General features: G+C 71.8%; 11 protein-coding genes. 8 read left to right on the top strand and 3 right to left on the bottom strand.

Features of this window, described 5'->3' with window-relative positions; translation table 11 throughout:
- Positions 1-76: 76 nt before the first annotated feature.
- Genes ACIQAK_RS23675 through ACIQAK_RS23690 form a run of 4 tightly spaced genes read left to right on the top strand, consistent with a single transcriptional unit; the run spans position 77 to position 5,888 of the window.
- Positions 77-1,216: a CaiB/BaiF CoA-transferase family protein gene (locus tag ACIQAK_RS23675; RefSeq protein WP_366391436.1), complete on the top strand. Its 1,140-nt coding sequence runs from the start codon at positions 77-79 to the stop codon at positions 1,214-1,216.
- A gap of 8 nt (positions 1,217-1,224) precedes the next feature.
- Positions 1,225-2,367: an acyl-CoA dehydrogenase family protein gene (locus ACIQAK_RS23680; protein WP_366391437.1), complete on the top strand. Its 1,143-nt coding sequence runs from the start codon at positions 1,225-1,227 to the stop codon at positions 2,365-2,367.
- Between the two features lie 58 nt (positions 2,368-2,425).
- Entirely contained in the window at positions 2,426-3,640 is a 1,215-nt protein-coding gene (locus ACIQAK_RS23685; RefSeq protein WP_366391438.1) for an acetyl-CoA C-acetyltransferase, read from the top strand.
- Between the two features lie 40 nt (positions 3,641-3,680).
- Positions 3,681-5,888, top strand: coding sequence for a 3-hydroxyacyl-CoA dehydrogenase NAD-binding domain-containing protein (locus ACIQAK_RS23690; RefSeq protein WP_366391439.1), 2,208 nt, complete (start codon positions 3,681-3,683; stop codon positions 5,886-5,888).
- Between the two features lie 24 nt (positions 5,889-5,912).
- On the opposite strand, the gene ACIQAK_RS23695 is transcribed toward ACIQAK_RS23690, so the two are convergent.
- Positions 5,913-6,644 (bottom strand): MerR family transcriptional regulator, encoded by a 732-nt coding sequence (locus ACIQAK_RS23695; RefSeq protein ID WP_366391440.1) that lies wholly within the window; start codon positions 6,642-6,644, stop codon positions 5,913-5,915.
- A 223-nt stretch (positions 6,645-6,867) separates the two neighbouring features.
- On the opposite strand from ACIQAK_RS23695, the gene ACIQAK_RS23700 reads away from it, so the two are divergent.
- Positions 6,868-7,794, top strand: a complete 927-nt coding sequence (locus ACIQAK_RS23700) for an oxygenase MpaB family protein (RefSeq protein WP_366391441.1) — start codon at positions 6,868-6,870, stop codon at positions 7,792-7,794.
- Here ACIQAK_RS23700 and ACIQAK_RS23705 read toward each other — a convergent pair.
- Complete coding sequence (locus ACIQAK_RS23705) at positions 7,785-9,311, bottom strand: M1 family metallopeptidase (RefSeq protein WP_366391442.1); 1,527 nt, start codon at positions 9,309-9,311, stop codon at positions 7,785-7,787. The genes ACIQAK_RS23700 and ACIQAK_RS23705 overlap by 10 nt on opposite strands.
- Before the next feature lie 326 nt (positions 9,312-9,637).
- On the opposite strand from ACIQAK_RS23705, the gene ACIQAK_RS23710 reads away from it, so the two are divergent.
- Positions 9,638-11,023: a M14 family metallocarboxypeptidase gene (locus ACIQAK_RS23710; RefSeq protein WP_366391443.1), complete on the top strand. Its 1,386-nt coding sequence runs from the start codon at positions 9,638-9,640 to the stop codon at positions 11,021-11,023.
- 73 nt (positions 11,024-11,096) lie between these two features.
- Positions 11,097-12,842 carry a BCCT family transporter gene (locus tag ACIQAK_RS23715; RefSeq protein WP_366391444.1) on the top strand — a complete coding sequence of 582 codons (1,746 nt, stop codon included), beginning with the start codon at positions 11,097-11,099 and terminating at the stop codon, positions 12,840-12,842.
- A 33-nt stretch (positions 12,843-12,875) separates the two neighbouring features.
- On the opposite strand, the gene ACIQAK_RS23720 is transcribed toward ACIQAK_RS23715, so the two are convergent.
- Complete coding sequence (locus ACIQAK_RS23720) at positions 12,876-13,799, bottom strand: FAD-dependent oxidoreductase (protein WP_366391445.1); 924 nt, start codon at positions 13,797-13,799, stop codon at positions 12,876-12,878.
- A gap of 193 nt (positions 13,800-13,992) precedes the next feature.
- Between ACIQAK_RS23720 and ACIQAK_RS23725 the strand changes: the two genes are divergently transcribed.
- Positions 13,993-15,630, top strand: coding sequence for an ABC-F family ATP-binding cassette domain-containing protein (locus ACIQAK_RS23725; protein WP_366391446.1), 1,638 nt, complete (start codon positions 13,993-13,995; stop codon positions 15,628-15,630).
- Positions 15,631-15,750: the final 120 nt, after the last annotated feature.

Raw genomic sequence — 15,750 nt, forward strand, 5'->3', positions numbered from 1 at the left:
GGGTTGTGCGGAGCGAGGCGCCTTCTTAGCATCGTTGATGTTACATCGGTTGTGTCACACCCCTGGGGGCTCAAGGATGGCAAGGACCGGGCACGGCCCGCTGACCGGAGTCCGCGTCGTCGAGCTGGCGGGGATCGGCCCCGGACCGTTCGCGGCGATGCTGCTGGCGGACCTCGGAGCCGACGTCGTACGCGTCGACCGGCCCGGCGGCCCGGCCCTCGGCATCGACCCCGCGTACGACATCACCAACCGCAACAAGCGCTCCGTCCTCGTCGACCTCAAGGGCGAGGTCGGCGCCGGCCGCGTCCTGGACCTGGTCGAACGCGCCGACATCCTGATCGAGGGGTACCGCCCCGGCGTCGCCGAACGGCTCGGCGTCGGGCCCGACGCCTGTCTCGCACGCAACCCGCAGCTGGTCTACGGGCGGATGACCGGCTGGGGCCAGGACGGGCCGCTGGCGCAGCGGGCCGGGCACGACGTCGCCTACCTCGCGCTCACCGGCACCCTCTCCATGATCGGCACGCCGGACGAGCCGCCCGTGGTCCCCGCCAACCTGCTCGGCGACTACGCGGGCGGCTCCCTCTACCTCGTCGTCGGGGTCCTCGCCGCCCTCCAGCACGCCCGCACCCCCGGCGGCGCGGGCCAGGTGGTGGACGCGGCGATCGTCGACGGCGCCGCCCACCTCGCCACGATGATCCACGGCATGCTGGCCGCCGGGAGCTGGCAGGACCGGCGCGGCGCCAACCTGCTGGACGGCGGCTGCCCGTTCTACGGCACCTACGCCACCTCCGACGGCGGCCACATGGCGGTCGGCCCCCTGGAGGGGCAGTTCTACGCGGAGTTCGCCGGCCTCCTCGGGATCGCGGACGCCTTCCCCGACCGGTGGGACCTCGCCCGCTGGGACGACCTGCGCGCCGCCGTCGCCGAACGCTTCTCGACCCGTACGCGTGCGGAGTGGACCGAGGTGTTCGACGGCACCGACGCCTGCGTGGCCCCCGTGCTCTCGCTCCGCGAAGCCCCGTACCACCCGCACCTCGCCGCCCGCTCCACCTACGTCGAGCACAGCGGCATCACCCAGCCCGCCCCGGCCCCGCGCTTCTCCGCCACCCCCGTCTCCGTCCGCAGCGGCCCCGCACAGCCGGGCGCCGACACGGACGCCGTCGCCGTCGACTGGGACGTACCGGCACTGCGGCCCGACTCACCCGACACCCCCTAGGAGACCCCGTGCAGCGGCAGATCTTCACCGAGGAGCACGACGCGTTCCGCGAGACCGTCCGGGCCTTCCTGGCCAAGGAGGTGCTTCCGTACTACGAGCAGTGGGAGCAGGACGGCATCGTCTCGCGTGACGCCTGGCTCGCCGCCGGGCGCGCCGGGCTGCTCGGCCTCGCCGTCCCCGAGGAGTACGGCGGCGGTGGCTCCACCGACTTCCGCTACAGCGCCGTCCTCGCCGAGGAGTTCACCCGCGCCGGAGCGCCGGGGCTGGCGATCGGCCTGCACAACGACATCATCGGCCCCTACCTCACCGGCCTCGCCACCGAGGAGCAGAAGCGCCGCTGGCTTCCCGGCTTCTGCAGCGGCGAGACCATCACAGCCATCGCCATGACCGAACCGGGCGCCGGCTCCGACCTCCAGGCCATCCGCACCACCGCCGAGGACCAGGGCGACCACTGGCTGCTCAACGGCTCGAAGACCTTCATCTCCAACGGCATCCTCGCCGACCTGGTCATCGTCGTCGCCAAGACCACACCCGACGGCGGCGCCAAGGGGCTGTCGCTGATCGTCGTCGAGCGCGGCGCGGAAGGCTTCGAGCGTGGCCGCAACCTCGACAAGATCGGCCAGAAGTCGCAGGACACCGCCGAGTTGTTCTTCGACGACGTCCGCGTCCCGAAGGAGAACCTCCTCGGTGAGCTGGACGGCGCGTTCATCCACCTGATGACCAACCTGGCCCAGGAGCGCATGGGCATAGCGGTCGCCGGGATCGCCGCCGCCGAACACCTGCTGGAGATCACCACGCAGTACGTCAAGGAGCGCGAGGCCTTCGGGCGCCCGCTCTCCAAGCTCCAGCACATCCGCTTCGAGATCGCCGAGATGGCCACCGAGTGCGCCGTCACCCGGACCTTCCTGGACCGGTGCGTCGTCGACCACTCCGACGGCGTCCTCGACGCCGTCCACGCCTCGATGGCCAAGTGGTGGGCCACCGAACTGCAGAAGCGCGTCGCCGACCGCTGCCTCCAGCTCCACGGCGGATACGGCTACATGAGCGAGTACAAGGTCGCCAAGGCGTTCACCGACGGCCGTATCCAGACCATCTACGGCGGCACCACCGAGATCATGAAGGAGATCATCGGCCGCTCGCTGCTCGCCTGACGCCCGCGCCCTCCTGGCTCCCCCTGTTCTTCACCACCACCCTCGAAAGGCAGCTGTCTTGAGTACCGAAGCATTCGTCTACGACGCGATCCGCACCCCGCGCGGCCGCGGCAAGGCCAACGGCGCCCTGCACGGCACCAAGCCGATCGACCTCGTCGTCGGCCTCATCCACGAGATCCAGGGCCGCTTCCCGGACCTCGACCCGGCCGCCATCGACGACATCGTCCTCGGCGTGGTCAGCCCGCTCGGCGACCAGGGGTCCGACATCGCCCGGATCGCCGCCATCGCCGCCGGCCTGCCCGACTCCGTCGCCGGGGTCCAGGAGAACCGCTTCTGTGCCTCGGGTCTGGAGGCCGTCAACCTGGCCGCCGCCAAGGTTCGTTCGGGTTGGGAGGACCTCGTCCTGGCCGGTGGCGTCGAGTCGATGTCCCGGGTGCCGATGGGCTCCGACGGCGGCGCCTGGGCGATGGACCCGATGACCAGCTTCGAGACCGGCTTCGCCCCGCAGGGCATCGGCGCCGACCTCATCGCCACCATCGAGGGCTTCAGCCGCCGTGACGTCGACGAGTACGCCGCCCTCTCCCAGGAGCGCGCCGCCCAGGCGTGGAAGGACGGCCGCTTCGCCCGCTCCGTCGTCCCGGTCAAGGACCGCAACGGCCTGCTGGTCCTGGACCACGACGAGCACCTGCGCCCCGGCACCACCGCCGACTCCCTCGCCGGCCTCAAGCCCTCCTTCGCCGCCATCGGTGACATGGGCGGCTTCGACGCCGTGGCGCTCCAGAAGTACCACTGGGTCGAGAAGATCGACCACGTCCACCACGCGGGCAACTCCTCCGGCATCGTCGACGGTGCCGCCCTCGTCGCCATCGGCTCCAAGGAGGTCGGCGAGCGCTACGGACTCACCCCGCGCGCCCGGATCGTCTCCGCGGCCGTCTCCGGCTCCGAGCCCACCATCATGCTCACCGGCCCCGCCCCCGCCACCCGCAAGGCGCTCGCCAAGGCCGGGCTCACCATCGACGACATCGACCTCGTCGAGATCAACGAGGCCTTCGCCGGAGTCGTCCTGCGCTTCGTCAAGGACATGGGCCTGACCCTGGACAGGGTCAACGTCAACGGCGGCGCCATCGCGCTCGGCCATCCCCTCGGCGCGACCGGCGCGATGATCCTCGGCACCGTCATCGACGAACTGGAGCGCCGCGACCAGCGGTTCGGCCTGGTCACCCTCTGCGTCGGCGGTGGCATGGGCGTCGCCACCATCGTCGAACGCATCTGACCTGTTCCCGGCCCCACCTGCCTACGGAGAAGACACCGACATGACCGAGAGCACCACCATCCGCTGGGAACAGGACGAGACCGGCGTCGTCACCCTCGTCCTCGACGACCCGGATCAGTCCGCGAACACGATGAACCAGGCCTTCAAGGACTCCATCGCGGCCATCGCCGACCGCGCCGAGGCCGAGCAGGACTCCATCCGCGGCATCATCTACACCTCCGCCAAGAAGACCTTCTTCGCGGGCGGCGACCTCAAGGACATGATCAAGGTCCGTCCCGAGAACGCCCAGGCCGCCTTCGACACCGGTACCGAGATCAAGCGCTCGCTGCGCCGCATCGAGACCCTCGGCAAGCCCGTCGTCGCCGCCATCAACGGGGCTGCCCTCGGCGGCGGTTACGAGATCGCGCTCGCCTCCCACCACCGCGTCGCCCTCGACGCCCCCGGCTCCCGCATCGGCCTGCCCGAGGTCACCCTCGGCCTGCTCCCGGCGGGCGGCGGGCTCACCCGGACCGTACGCCTCATGGGCATCGCCGACGCGCTGCTCAAGGTGCTCCTCCAGGGCACCCAGTACACCCCTCGGCGGGCCCTGGAGAACGGCCTGGTCCACGAAGTCGCCGCCACCCGCGAGGAGATGCTGGAGAAGGCCCGCGCCTTCATCGACGCCAACCCCGAGTCCCAGCAGCCCTGGGACGTCAAGGGCTACCGCATCCCCGGCGGCACCCCGTCGAACCCGAAGTTCGCGGCCAACCTCCCCGCGTTCCCCGCCAACTTGAAGAAGCAGATCGCGGGCGCGCCCATGCCCGCGCCGCGCAACATCCTGGCGGCGGCCGTCGAGGGCTCCCAGGTCGACTTCGAGACCGCCCTGACCATCGAGGCCCGGTACTTCACCGAGCTGGTCACCGGCCAGGTCTCCAAGAACATGATCCAGGCCTTCTTCTTCGACCTCCAGGCCGTCAACTCCGGGGCCAGCCGCCCCAAGGGCATCCCCGAGCGCCCCGTCCGCAAGGTCGCCGTGCTGGGCGCCGGCATGATGGGCGCGGGCATCGCCTACTCCTGCGCCAAGGCCGGCATCGAGGTCGTCCTCAAGGACGTCTCCACCGAGGCGGCCGCCAAGGGCAAGGCGTACAGCGAGAAGCTGCTCGCCAAGGCGCTCTCCCGAGGCCGTACGACGCAGGCGAAGCGCGACGAGCTGCTGGCCCGGATCACCCCGACCGGTGACGCTGCCGACCTCGCGGGCTGCGACGCGGTGATCGAGGCCGTCTTCGAGGACACCGCGCTCAAGCACAGGGTGTTCCAGGAGATCCAGGACGTCATCGAGCCCGACGCCCTGCTCTGCTCCAACACCTCCACCCTGCCGATCACGGTCCTCGCCAAAGGCGTCTCGCGCCCCGTCGACTTCATCGGGCTGCACTTCTTCTCGCCCGTCGACAAGATGCCGCTGGTCGAGATCATCAAGGGCGAGCGCACCGGCGACGAGGCGCTGGCCCGCGCCTTCGACCTGGTGCGCCGGATCAGGAAGACGCCGATCGTCGTCAACGACTCGCGCGGCTTCTTCACCTCGCGCGTCATCGGCCAGTTCATCAACGAGGGCGTCGCCATGGTCGGCGAGGGCGTCGAGCCCGCCTCGATCGAACAGGCCGCCGCCCAGTCCGGCTACCCGGCCAAGGTGCTCTCGCTGATGGACGAGCTGACCCTGACCCTGCCGCGCAAGATCCGCAACGAGACCAGGCGTGCGGTGGAGGAGGCCGGCGGCACCTGGCCCGGGCATCCCTCGGACGAGGTCATCGACCGGATGGTCGACGAGTTCGGCCGCCCTGGGCGCAGCGGGGGAGCGGGCTTCTACGACTACGACGAGGACGGCAAGCGCGTCGGCCTCTGGCCCGGACTGCGCGAGCATTTCGGGGGTTCCGGGGGTCGCCCCCCGGCCAAGCACAGCACCGAGCCCGGCGCCGGTGTGCCCTTCGAGGACATGAAGGAGCGGATGCTCTTCTCCGAAGCCCTGGACAGCGTCCGCTGCCTGGAGGAGAACGTCCTCATCTCCGTCGCCGACGCCAACATCGGCTCCATCATGGGCATCGGCTTCCCGCCGTGGACCGGTGGCGTCCTCCAGTACATCAACGGGTACGAGGGCGGCCTGCCCGGCTTCGTGGCCCGCGCCCGGGAACTCGCCGAGCGCTACGGCGACCGGTTCCTGCCGCCCGCGCTGCTCGTGGAGAAGGCCGAGAAGGGCGAGACCTTCCACGACTGAGGCCGTGGCGTGCCGCGTTCACCGTCACTCGGCGGTGAACGCGGTGCGCAGCTCCTCCTTGAGCGACCGCTGAAAGGCCGTCACCAGCGCCTGCACCACGATCGGTTGCATGTGAGCGGAGAGCGACTTCATCGCCGCCACATGCTCCGGGTCGCCCTCGCGCTCCCGGTAGGGGTTCCACACCTCGTCCCGGAACAGCCGCGTCATCTCCTGGGCGGCCGAGCGGGTGTGCTCCAGCAGCACGGTCCGCGCCGCCAGGATCGTCTCGTGTGCGATCGGCACGTCCAGCAGTTCCACCCCCAGCCGCAGCAGCCCGAGGTCCACCCGGTACGCCCCGCTGTCCGCCTCCGGCCGCACCAGCACCCCCATCGCCGCCAGCCGGTCCACATCCGGCTCCGCCAGCGCCCGCCCCGCGCGCTTCTCCAGCTCCGCCCGCGTCAGGTCCTCCGCCGTGTCCGGTGCCCAGGACGCCACCAGCGCCCGGTGGATCGCCAGATCGTGGGCGCTCAGGTCGGGCGGCAGCTGCTCCAGATAGCGCTCGATGGCGGCGAGCGTCATGCCCTGGTGCTGGAGCTCCTCGATCAGCGCGAGCCGGGAGAGGTGGTCGGCCCCGTAGTGCCCGACCCGGCGCGGCCCGATCACCGGGGGCGGCAGCAGGCCCCGGGTGCTGTAGAAGCGCACGGTACGTACGGTGACTCCGGCGCGTGCCGCCAGCTCGTCCACCGTGAGCGTGAGCCCGTCGGTCCCCGTCGCCATCTCTGCTCCCCGCCGTCGAACCCTCGTATCGGACAGTGCCGCTGTCTCACCACTACTGTGAAAGTCTCCGGCACCGGGGACCGGCCGTCCACCCCGGCCCGCTGCGGGGCGCCGGGATGGAGGGTGGAGGACCCCGTCACCACGGTCTGCCGCGGGCGAGGGATCATGGAGGGGAAGGGGCGGGCAGCGCACGGCAGGCCCGCCGGGAACGCGGGAGCACCGGATGAGCAGCGCGAAGGACGTCGAGGACCCCTTGCCGCCCCCGCCCGGTGGCGTGCTGTGGAGCCTGGCCGGCGACATCCGGGCCCTGCTGATGCTGCCCGCCGCCCTCACCCTTCAGGTCGCCCACCCGGCCGTCGGCGCGGGCGTCGACGAGCACTCCGTCTTCCGCACCGACCCGTGGGGGCGCGGTGAACGCTCCCTGCGCTCGCTCCAGCTCTGGGTGTACGGCGGCGCGGAGGCCGCCGAGGAGGGCCGCAGGCTGCGCCGGCTCCACCGCACCATCCGGGGCACCGACACCCGGGGCCGCGCCTACCACGCACTGACGCCCTCGAACTACGCCTGGGTGCACGCCACCGGCTTCCCGGTCTACCGGCACGCGGCGCGCTATCTCATCCGGCCGATGAGCCCCGCCCAGGAACGCGCCCTGTACGGGGAGTGGCTCCAGGTGGGCCGGATCCTCGGCATCCACGACCGGGACATGCCGCAGACGATCGAGGAGTTCTGGCCGTACTGGGAGAAGATGCTCGCCGGGGAGATCGAGGCGACGGTCGTGGTGCGTGAGCTGGTCGACGTCGACCAGCCCGTCCCGCCGCCGGACCGGGGCCCGTGGCCGCTGCGGATGGTCCTGCGGGCCCTGTGGCCGGTGCTGCTGCCGCCGCTGGCCCGCTTCCGGCGGTTCGTCACCATCGGGCTCATGCCGCCGGACGCCCGCGCGGCCATCGGGCTGCCGTGGACGGCGGCCCAGGAGCGGCGGCTGCGGCGGCTCTGCGCGGTGCTGCGGGCGATCGTCCCCGTACTCCCGGAGCGGCTGCGGTACCTGCCGAAGGCGCGGGCGGCGCGCGTCGCGCACGTCACCGGGGCCGGCCGGAACGGCTGGACTCCACCGCTCCGACCGGCCCCGGCCGGCGCACGCAGCGATCAGCGGTGACCGTGGTCCCGGTGATCGTGGACCGTGTTCGTCGCCGCGATCTTCTTCCAGGACGCCGGCCGCTCCGGCCGGACCGCCGCCCGCGACGACAGCGCGCCCTTGACGGCCCCCGCCGAGGAAGCCGCCGGCAGCGCCGGCCGCTTCGGCTGGTACAGCCAGGTGTCGAAGAGCGCCGCCAGCGGCTTGCCCGAGACCCGCTCCGCGTACCGCAGGAAGTCGCCCACGGTCGCGTTGGAGTGCGCCTTCTCGGTCGGCCATCCCTTCAGCAGGGCGAAGAAGGTCTCGTCGCCGACCTCGTTGCGCAGCGCCTGGAGCGCCAGCGCGCCCCGGTCGTAGACGGCGATGTCGAACTGCTTGTCCGGGCCGGGGTCGCCCGGCTTCACCTTCCAGAACGGGTCGTTCGCCGGGTGCTGGGCCCAGACGTAGTCCGCCAGCTCCTGCGCGGTGCCCTCGCCCTCCTTCTCCGACCAGAGCCACTGGCTGTAGCGGGCGAAGCCCTCGTTGATCCAGATGTCCTTCCAGCCGTCGACCGACACGCTGTTGCCGTACCACTGGTGCGCGATCTCATGGACGACGACCGAGACGTTGGCACCGTTGGCGAACTGCCGCGGGCTGTAGAAGGGCCGCGTCTGGGTCTCCAGGGCGAAGCCGCTCGTCACGTTGGGCACATAGCCGCCGAGCGCGTTGAAGGGGTACGGGCCGAAGACCTCGGTCAGCCACTCCGCGACCTCGGTGGTCCGCTCGATGCTGGCGCGGGCGGCACCGGCGTTGGCGCCGAGGTCCCTGCTGTACGCGTTCAGCACCGGCAGGCCGTCGGCGGTCCTGTCGGTCGTGATGTCGAACTTTCCGACCGCGAGCGTCGACAGGTAGCTGGCCTGCGGCTTGTCGGAGCGCCAGTTGAAGCGGGTCCAGCCGAGCCTGGAGCTCTGCGACTGAAGCACCCCGTTGCTGATCGCCTGTGTGCCGTCCGGCACGGAGACCGAGATGTCGTACGTGGCCTTGTCGAGCGGATGGTCGTTGCCCGGGTACCACCAGACCGCCGACTCCGGCTCCTGCGCGGCGACGCCGCCGTCCGGGGTCCGGGCCCAGGCGGTCCAGCCGTTGATCTTCAGCTCGGAGGGCTTCCCGGCGTACCGGACGACCAGCGAGACGTCCCTGCCCTTCGCCAGGGGACCCGCCGGGGTGATCTCCAGCTCCTGGGTGCCGCTCCTGGCGAAGGAGGCCTTCTTGCCGTTGACCCGCACCTCGGAGACGGCGAGCCCGAAGTCGAGGTTGAAGCGGGTGAGGTCCTGCGTGGTGGTGGCGAGGATCGTCGCCGTGCCCTCCAGCAGGTCGGTCGCCGGCTGGTACTTCAGCCGCAGGTCGTAGTGGGAGACGTCGTAGCCGCCGTTTCCGGCGGCCGGGTAGTAGGGGTCGCCGATGCCCGGGGCGCCCACGGTGCCTGAGGAGGCCGATGCCGGGATCGCCAGCAGGAGAGAGGCCGCCAGGGCGCTGGGGACGATGAATCTGCGGTGCACGCATACTCCAAGTCGTCGGGACGGTCGACCGGACGGCGGATGTCACCGTCCGGTCATCAGGCCGGGCGGGGGTCGCTCCGCCCGTTTCCGAGACCGGGCGGGGGATGGTTCCGACCGGTCAGGTAAGAGGCTAAGCGGCCTGCCGGGCAGGCGGGCCGATTCCGGGCATTCCTGTCACACATTCGCCATGCTCTCGTCACGGGTGGCAGTGATCGACCCCTGTTGCACAGGAGTTCACCCCGGTAACGTCCGCGGCACCGACAATACGGCGGACATCGCGGTGTCCGCCGCGCGTACTCCGGTCGCACTCCGGGAGGCAGCCGCCGATGACCCCTCGCATCACCCGCGCGCTTCGCATGCTCAGCCCGCACCCGTGGCTCGCACCGGTCTCCGGGCCCGCTCGCCCGCCGTCCGGAGCATGGCGCCGTGCCCCGGCTGTGCAACGCCGGAGCGTGATGGTGGCGGTGCTGGCCGCACTGGCCGCCCCCTTCGCCGTCGCACCCGCCGAGGCCGCGCCCCACCCGCCGCGCACCGGGTTCGAGACGAGCGACGGGGCGCGCTGGACCGGGCTGGGGGAGGAGCAGACCTTCCTCGGCGCGGTGGACCGGGGGAGCGACCGGGTGGTCGTCGACCGGGCCGGCACCACGCGGCAGGGCCGCCCCCTCCAGCTCGTACGCATCGGAAAGCAGCGCCCCGCCGCCACCACGGTCCTGCTGATCTGCAGTCAGCACGGCGACGAGCCCGCCGGCCGTGAGGCCTGTCTGACCACCCTGCGCGACCTGGCCTTCGCCGAGGACCGTGCCACCCGCGCCTTCCTCTCCCGTACGACGGTGCTGGTGCTGCCCACCGCCAATCCGGACGGCCGGGCCGCCGACACCCGGGGCAACGCCGACGGCGTCGACGTCAACCGGGACCACATCGCCCTGGAGACCGAGGAGGGCAGGGCGATCGCGGCCGTCGTCCGCGACGAACGGCCCGATGTGATCTACGACTTGCACGAGTACGGTGCCACCCCGCCGTACTACGACAAGGACCTGTTCGTCCTGTGGCCCCGCAACCTGAACGTCGCCGGTCGCGTCCACGAGATCTCCCGGACCCTCGCCGAGCGGTACGTGCGTCCCGCCGCGACCGAGGGCGGCTACAGCAACGGCCTCTACGGGATCTGGACCGACCCGGTCACCGGCGACCCGATCAAGCAGACGACCGGGGACGGCCAGGAACGCATCCTGCGCAACACCTCCGGCCTCAAGCACGCGGTCGGCCTCCTCATCGAGTCGCGGATCGACGCGCTGAGCGAGGCCGAGAGGGACGACCCGGTGCTCAACCAGCGCCGCCGGGTCCACTCCCAGCGGACGGCGCTCGGCGGTCTCTTCGACTTCACCGAGCAGGAGCGTGCCCGCATCCGGGCGGCCACCGCTCTCTCGCGCCTGACCGGGTTCGCCGACCGCGGCCCCGTCCACCTGGCAGGCGCCGACAACGACCCGGCCGAGCCCGGTGAGACCCTCACCGATCCGCCGTGCGGCTACCGGCTGGACGCGGCCCGGTACGCCGAGGTGAAGGACGAGCTGGCGCTGCACGGCGTCCGGTCCCACCGGGATGGAGATGGCGCATATGTGCCTCTGGGGCAATCGGCCAGGAACCTGATTCCGCTGCTCCTCGACCAGCGAGCGACATATCCCATCACACATGGTCAAGCCGATACCGCTTGTTGATCCTTTGAGATAGTGGGCAAGTGTGGTACTGCCTACAGACAGCGTTTTTCGGACTCGGTGAAAGGTGCCTTCTGTGCCCCAGGAAGACGAGCCGGCGGCAGGCCGGGAGGAACTGTCGGTCACGGCGGACCTTCCCCCCGAACCGGCCGGCACGCGGGCCCCGACCACCGACCGGGTGGTCTTCGGCGTCACGGCGGTCCTCACCCTCGCCTTCGTCATCTGGGGCGCGACCGCCACCGGCTCCCTGGAGACCGTCTCCGGCAAGCTGCTCAACGGACTGATCCACAACGGCGGCTGGGCCTTCATGCTGGCGGCCTCGGGCTTCGTCATCTTCGCCCTGTGGCTGGCGATCAGCCGGTACGGCAAGATCTGCCTCGGCCAGGAGGGCGAGGAGCCGGAGTTCCGGACGGTCTCCTGGGTAGCGATGATGTTCAGCGCCGGGATGGGCATCGGGCTGATGTTCTACGGCGTCAGCGAGCCGCTCGCCCACTTCCGCAACCCCCCGCCCGGCACCGACCCGGCCGACGCGGCCGACGCCATGCAGACGGCCATGGCCACCACCCTCTTCCACTGGACGCTGCACCCCTGGGCGATCTACGCGGTGGTCGGGCTCGCCATCGCGTACAGCGCCTACCGGATGCGCAGGCGGCAGACCATCAGCGCGGTGTTCGAGCCGCTGATCGGCAAGCGGCACGCGTACGGGGGCTCCGGGCGCTTCATCGACATCCTGGCCATCTTTGCGACGCTCTTCGGATCGGCGGCCTCGCTGGGCCTCGGCGCGCTCCAGATCGGCAGCGGAATCCAGGAGCTGGACTGGCTGGAGAAGGCCGGCACCGGCCTTCTCGTCACGATCATCGCCGTCCTGACGGTCGGCTTCGTCGCCTCCGCGGTCTCGGGTGTGGAGAAGGGGATCCAGTGGCTCTCCAACATCAACATGGTGCTGGCCCTGGTCCTCGTCCTGTTCGTCTTCATCGCCGGTCCGACGATCTTCGTGCTCGACCTGCTGCCCACCTCGATCGGTGCCTATGTGAGTGACCTCGGCCAGCTCGCCGGCCGCACCGAGGCGACCGGCGGCGGCGACGTGGCCGACTGGCTCGGCAGCTGGACGGTCTTCTACTGGGCCTGGTGGATCTCCTGGACGCCCTTCGTCGGCATGTTCATCGCCCGGATCAGCCGCGGCCGCACGATCCGGCAGTTCGTCGGCGGCGTCATCCTGGTGCCCAGCACGGTCAGCCTGATCTGGTTCGCCGTCTTCGGCGGCTCGGCCATGAGGCTGGACGAGCAGTCCAGCCTCACCGGCGCGGACACCCCCGAGGCGCAGCTCTTCGGCGTCCTCCAGGAGTTCCCGATCGCCACCGTGACGAGCATCCTGGTGATGATCCTGGTCGGCATCTTCTTCGTCTCCGGTGCCGACGCCGCCTCGATCGTCATGGGCACGCTCTCGCAGAAGGGCGTCCTGGAACCGGGGAAGCCGGTCGTCGTCTTCTGGGGTGTCGTCACCGGGGCCGTGGCCGCGATCATGCTGCTCATCGGCGACGGCAAGGAGAACGCGCTGGAGGGACTCCAAAACCTCACCATCCTGGTGGCCGCCCCGTTCGTCATCGTGATGCTCGGCATGTGCGTGGCCCTGATGCGCGACCTGCGCAAGGACCCGCAGATCGTCCGCCAGGAGTTCGGTGTGGAGGCGGTCGAGTCCGCGGTGATCGAGGGGCACGCGAAGTACGACGGCGACTTCGAGATCCGGATCGGACCCGGCACGACCGTCACCACGGACGAGCGCCACAAGGAGGCCCCGATCGAGAAGCGTCCCCAGGACTGACCCCGGGGACCACCTCGTCCGTACGGCGGCGGCTCAGCCCACCAGGGCGGCCGCCGCCCGCGCGCAGCCCCAGGCCGCGGACACACCGGCGCCGCCGTGCCCGTAGTTGTGCACCAGCAGACCGCCGCCCGGCAGCGCCTCCGCCTCGATCCGCACCCCGGCCTCCCGCACCGGCCGCAGCCCCACCCGGTGCCCCAGCACCCGGGCGCCCGCGATCTCCGGCCGGACCCGCGCACACCGCGCCACGATCTCCCGCGCGGTCCCCGGATCGGGCTCCCGGCGCTCGTCGTCCACCTCGGCCGTACCGCCCAGCACCAGGCCGGCCGGCTGCGGGAAGAAGTACGTCGTCGCCGCGGACGCCGGGTCCGCCTCGGTGAACCACTCCGCGATCCCCGGGTTCTCCACCACGACCAGCTGCCCCCGCACCGCCCGCACCCCCGCGTCCGGCACCAGCTCGCGCGCCCCGAGCCCCGTGCAGTTCACCACCACCCGGGCCCGCGCCGCCGCCCCCGCGAACCCGTCCACCGCCCGCCGCTCCACCGCACCGCCCGCCGCAACCAGCCGCCGCTCCAGCCACGCCAGGTGGACCGGCATGTCCAGCAGCGGCAGCGTCACCCGCAGCCCCTCGGCCACCTCCACCGCACCCTTCAGCTCCGCGGCCCACGCCCCCAGCGCCGCGAACCGCTCACCACCGTGCACCCCCGCCACCGGACGTACGCCGGTGGCCCCGGGCCCGGCCGCCAGCTCCTCGTACACCGCCAGCGTCTCCAGCGACCAGGCGCCGACCCGCTCGGCCGGTTCGATCCGGTACGGCCACCACAGCGCCCCCGCCACCGCCGAGGTCGTCGCCCCGGCCGGATCACGCGACCAGACCCGCACCCGCAGCCCGCGCTCGGCCAGGGTCACGGCGGTGGTCAGGCCGATGACTCCGCCGCCCACCACGATCACATCCGTCATCACGATGACTCCTGTCGCCTCGGTACGCGCCGGCCGCTGCCCGGACGCTAACGGAAACCGGCTGCCAGGGGCACCGGGCCCAGCGCCACGGCACAGGCCCAGGTCCACCGGCACCGGGCACCGGGCACCGGAGACTGGGCATCGGCGACCGGCGACCGGCGACGGCCCGGCGGCGATTAGGATCGGCACCCTGATGACTGCCACCCTCGTCGCCAAGGACCTCGCCGCCGGACACGGCGACCGCACACTCTTCGCCGGACTCGACCTCGTCGTCGCGCCCGGAGACGTGATCGGTCTCGTCGGAGTCAACGGCGCCGGAAAATCGTCCCTGCTCCGCCTGCTCGCCGGACTCGACCGCCCGGAGGAGGGCGAGCTGCGCCTCTCTCCGCCGACCGCCACCGTCGGCCACCTCCCGCAGGAGCCCGAGCGGCGCGAGGGCGAGACCGTGGCCGCGTTCCTGGCCCGCCGGACCGGGGTCGCCGACGCCCAGCGCGCCATGGACGAGGCGACGGAAGGCCTGGTCTCCGGAGCTCCGGGCGCGGACGACGCGTACTCCGAGACCCTGGAGCGCTGGCTCGCACTCGGCGGCGCCGACCTGGAGGAGCGGGCCGCGCAGGTCGCCGCCGAGCTGGGGCTGACCGTGAGCCTGGAGCTGCCCATGACGGCGCTCTCCGGCGGCCAGGCGGCCCGTGCCGGACTCGCCTCCCTGCTCCTCTCCCGCTACGACGTCTTCCTGCTGGACGAGCCCACCAACGACCTCGACCTCGACGGCCTGGAGCGGCTTGAGCGCTTCGTCTCGGGGCTGCGGGCCGGCACCGTCGTCATCAGCCACGACCGCGAGTTCCTGATGCGCACGGTGACCAAGGTGCTGGAGCTCGACCTCGCCCAGCAGCAGATCAACCTCTACGGCGGTGGCTACGCGGCCTACCTGGAGGAGCGCGAGACCGCGCGGCGGCACGCCCGCGAGGGCTACGAGGAGTACGCCGACAAGAAGGCCGCCCTCGAAGCGCGCGGCCATATGCAGCGCTCCTGGATGGACAAGGGCGTCAAGAACGCCCGCCGCAAGGCCACCGACGGCGACAAGCTCGGCCGCAACGCCCGCAGCGAGGCGAGTGAGAAGCAGGCGGCGAAGGCCCGGCAGACCCAGCGCATGATCGAGCGCCTCGACACCGTCGAGGAGCCGCGCAAGGAGTGGGAGCTGCGGATGGAGATCGCCACCGCCCCGCGCTCCGGATCGGTCGTAGCCACCCTCCGCGAGGCCCGGGTGGTGCGTGGCGACTTCGCCTTCGGCCCCGCCTCGCTCCAGATCGACTGGGCCGACCGGGTCGCCATCACCGGCGCCAACGGCGCGGGCAAGTCCACCCTGCTGGCTGCCCTGTTGGGGCGGCTCCCGCTCGACTCCGGCCATGCCACACTCGGTTCGGGCGTCGTGGTCGGCGAGGTGGACCAGGCCCGCAGGCTCTTCCTCGGCTCCCAATCGCTGCTGGAGGCGTTCTGCGCCGCCGTGCCGGACACGGAACCGGCCGAAGTCCGCACACTGCTCGCCAAGTTCGGCCTGCGCGCCGACCATGTGATGCGCCCGGCCACCAGCCTCTCCCCGGGCGAACGCACCCGCGCCGCCCTCGCCCTGCTCCAGGGCCGGGGCGTCAACCTCCTGGTGCTCGACGAGCCGACCAACCACCTGGACCTGCCCGCCATCGAGCAGCTGGAGACGGCCCTGGAGAGCTACACGGGCACGCTGCTGCTGGTCACCCACGACCGGCGGATGCTCGAAGCGGTGCGCACCACCCGCCGAATCGAAGTGGCGGACGGCCAGGTCAAGGAAGTCTGAGCGAAGTTAAGGTGGTGGGGGGGGGGGGGCCCCAGTGGGGGCCCCCCCCCCCCCCCCCCCCCGGCGCGCCCCCCCCCCCCCCCCCCGCGCGCCCCCCCCCCCCCCCGCCCCCCGCCGCCG

Origin of the sequence: Streptomyces sp. NPDC088706 (assembly GCF_044752765.1) — a bacterium.
In the GTDB taxonomy this organism is placed as follows: Bacteria; Actinomycetota; Actinomycetes; order Streptomycetales; family Streptomycetaceae; genus Streptomyces.

What these genes read in the sequence shown, in the direction of transcription:
- ACIQAK_RS23675 (WP_366391436.1), top strand. Translation starts at nt 77, where the DNA reads ATGGCAAGGACCGGGCACGGCCCGCTGACCGGAGTCCGCGTCGTCGAG.
- ACIQAK_RS23690 (WP_366391439.1), top strand. Translation starts at nt 3,681, where the DNA reads ATGACCGAGAGCACCACCATCCGCTGGGAACAGGACGAGACCGGCGTC.
- ACIQAK_RS23695 (WP_366391440.1), bottom strand. Translation starts at nt 6,644, where the DNA reads ATGGCGACGGGGACCGACGGGCTCACGCTCACGGTGGACGAGCTGGCG.
- ACIQAK_RS23700 (WP_366391441.1), top strand. Translation starts at nt 6,868, where the DNA reads ATGAGCAGCGCGAAGGACGTCGAGGACCCCTTGCCGCCCCCGCCCGGT.
- ACIQAK_RS23710 (WP_366391443.1), top strand. Translation starts at nt 9,638, where the DNA reads ATGACCCCTCGCATCACCCGCGCGCTTCGCATGCTCAGCCCGCACCCG.
- ACIQAK_RS23720 (WP_366391445.1), bottom strand. Translation starts at nt 13,799, where the DNA reads ATGACGGATGTGATCGTGGTGGGCGGCGGAGTCATCGGCCTGACCACC.
- ACIQAK_RS23725 (WP_366391446.1), top strand. Translation starts at nt 13,993, where the DNA reads ATGACTGCCACCCTCGTCGCCAAGGACCTCGCCGCCGGACACGGCGAC.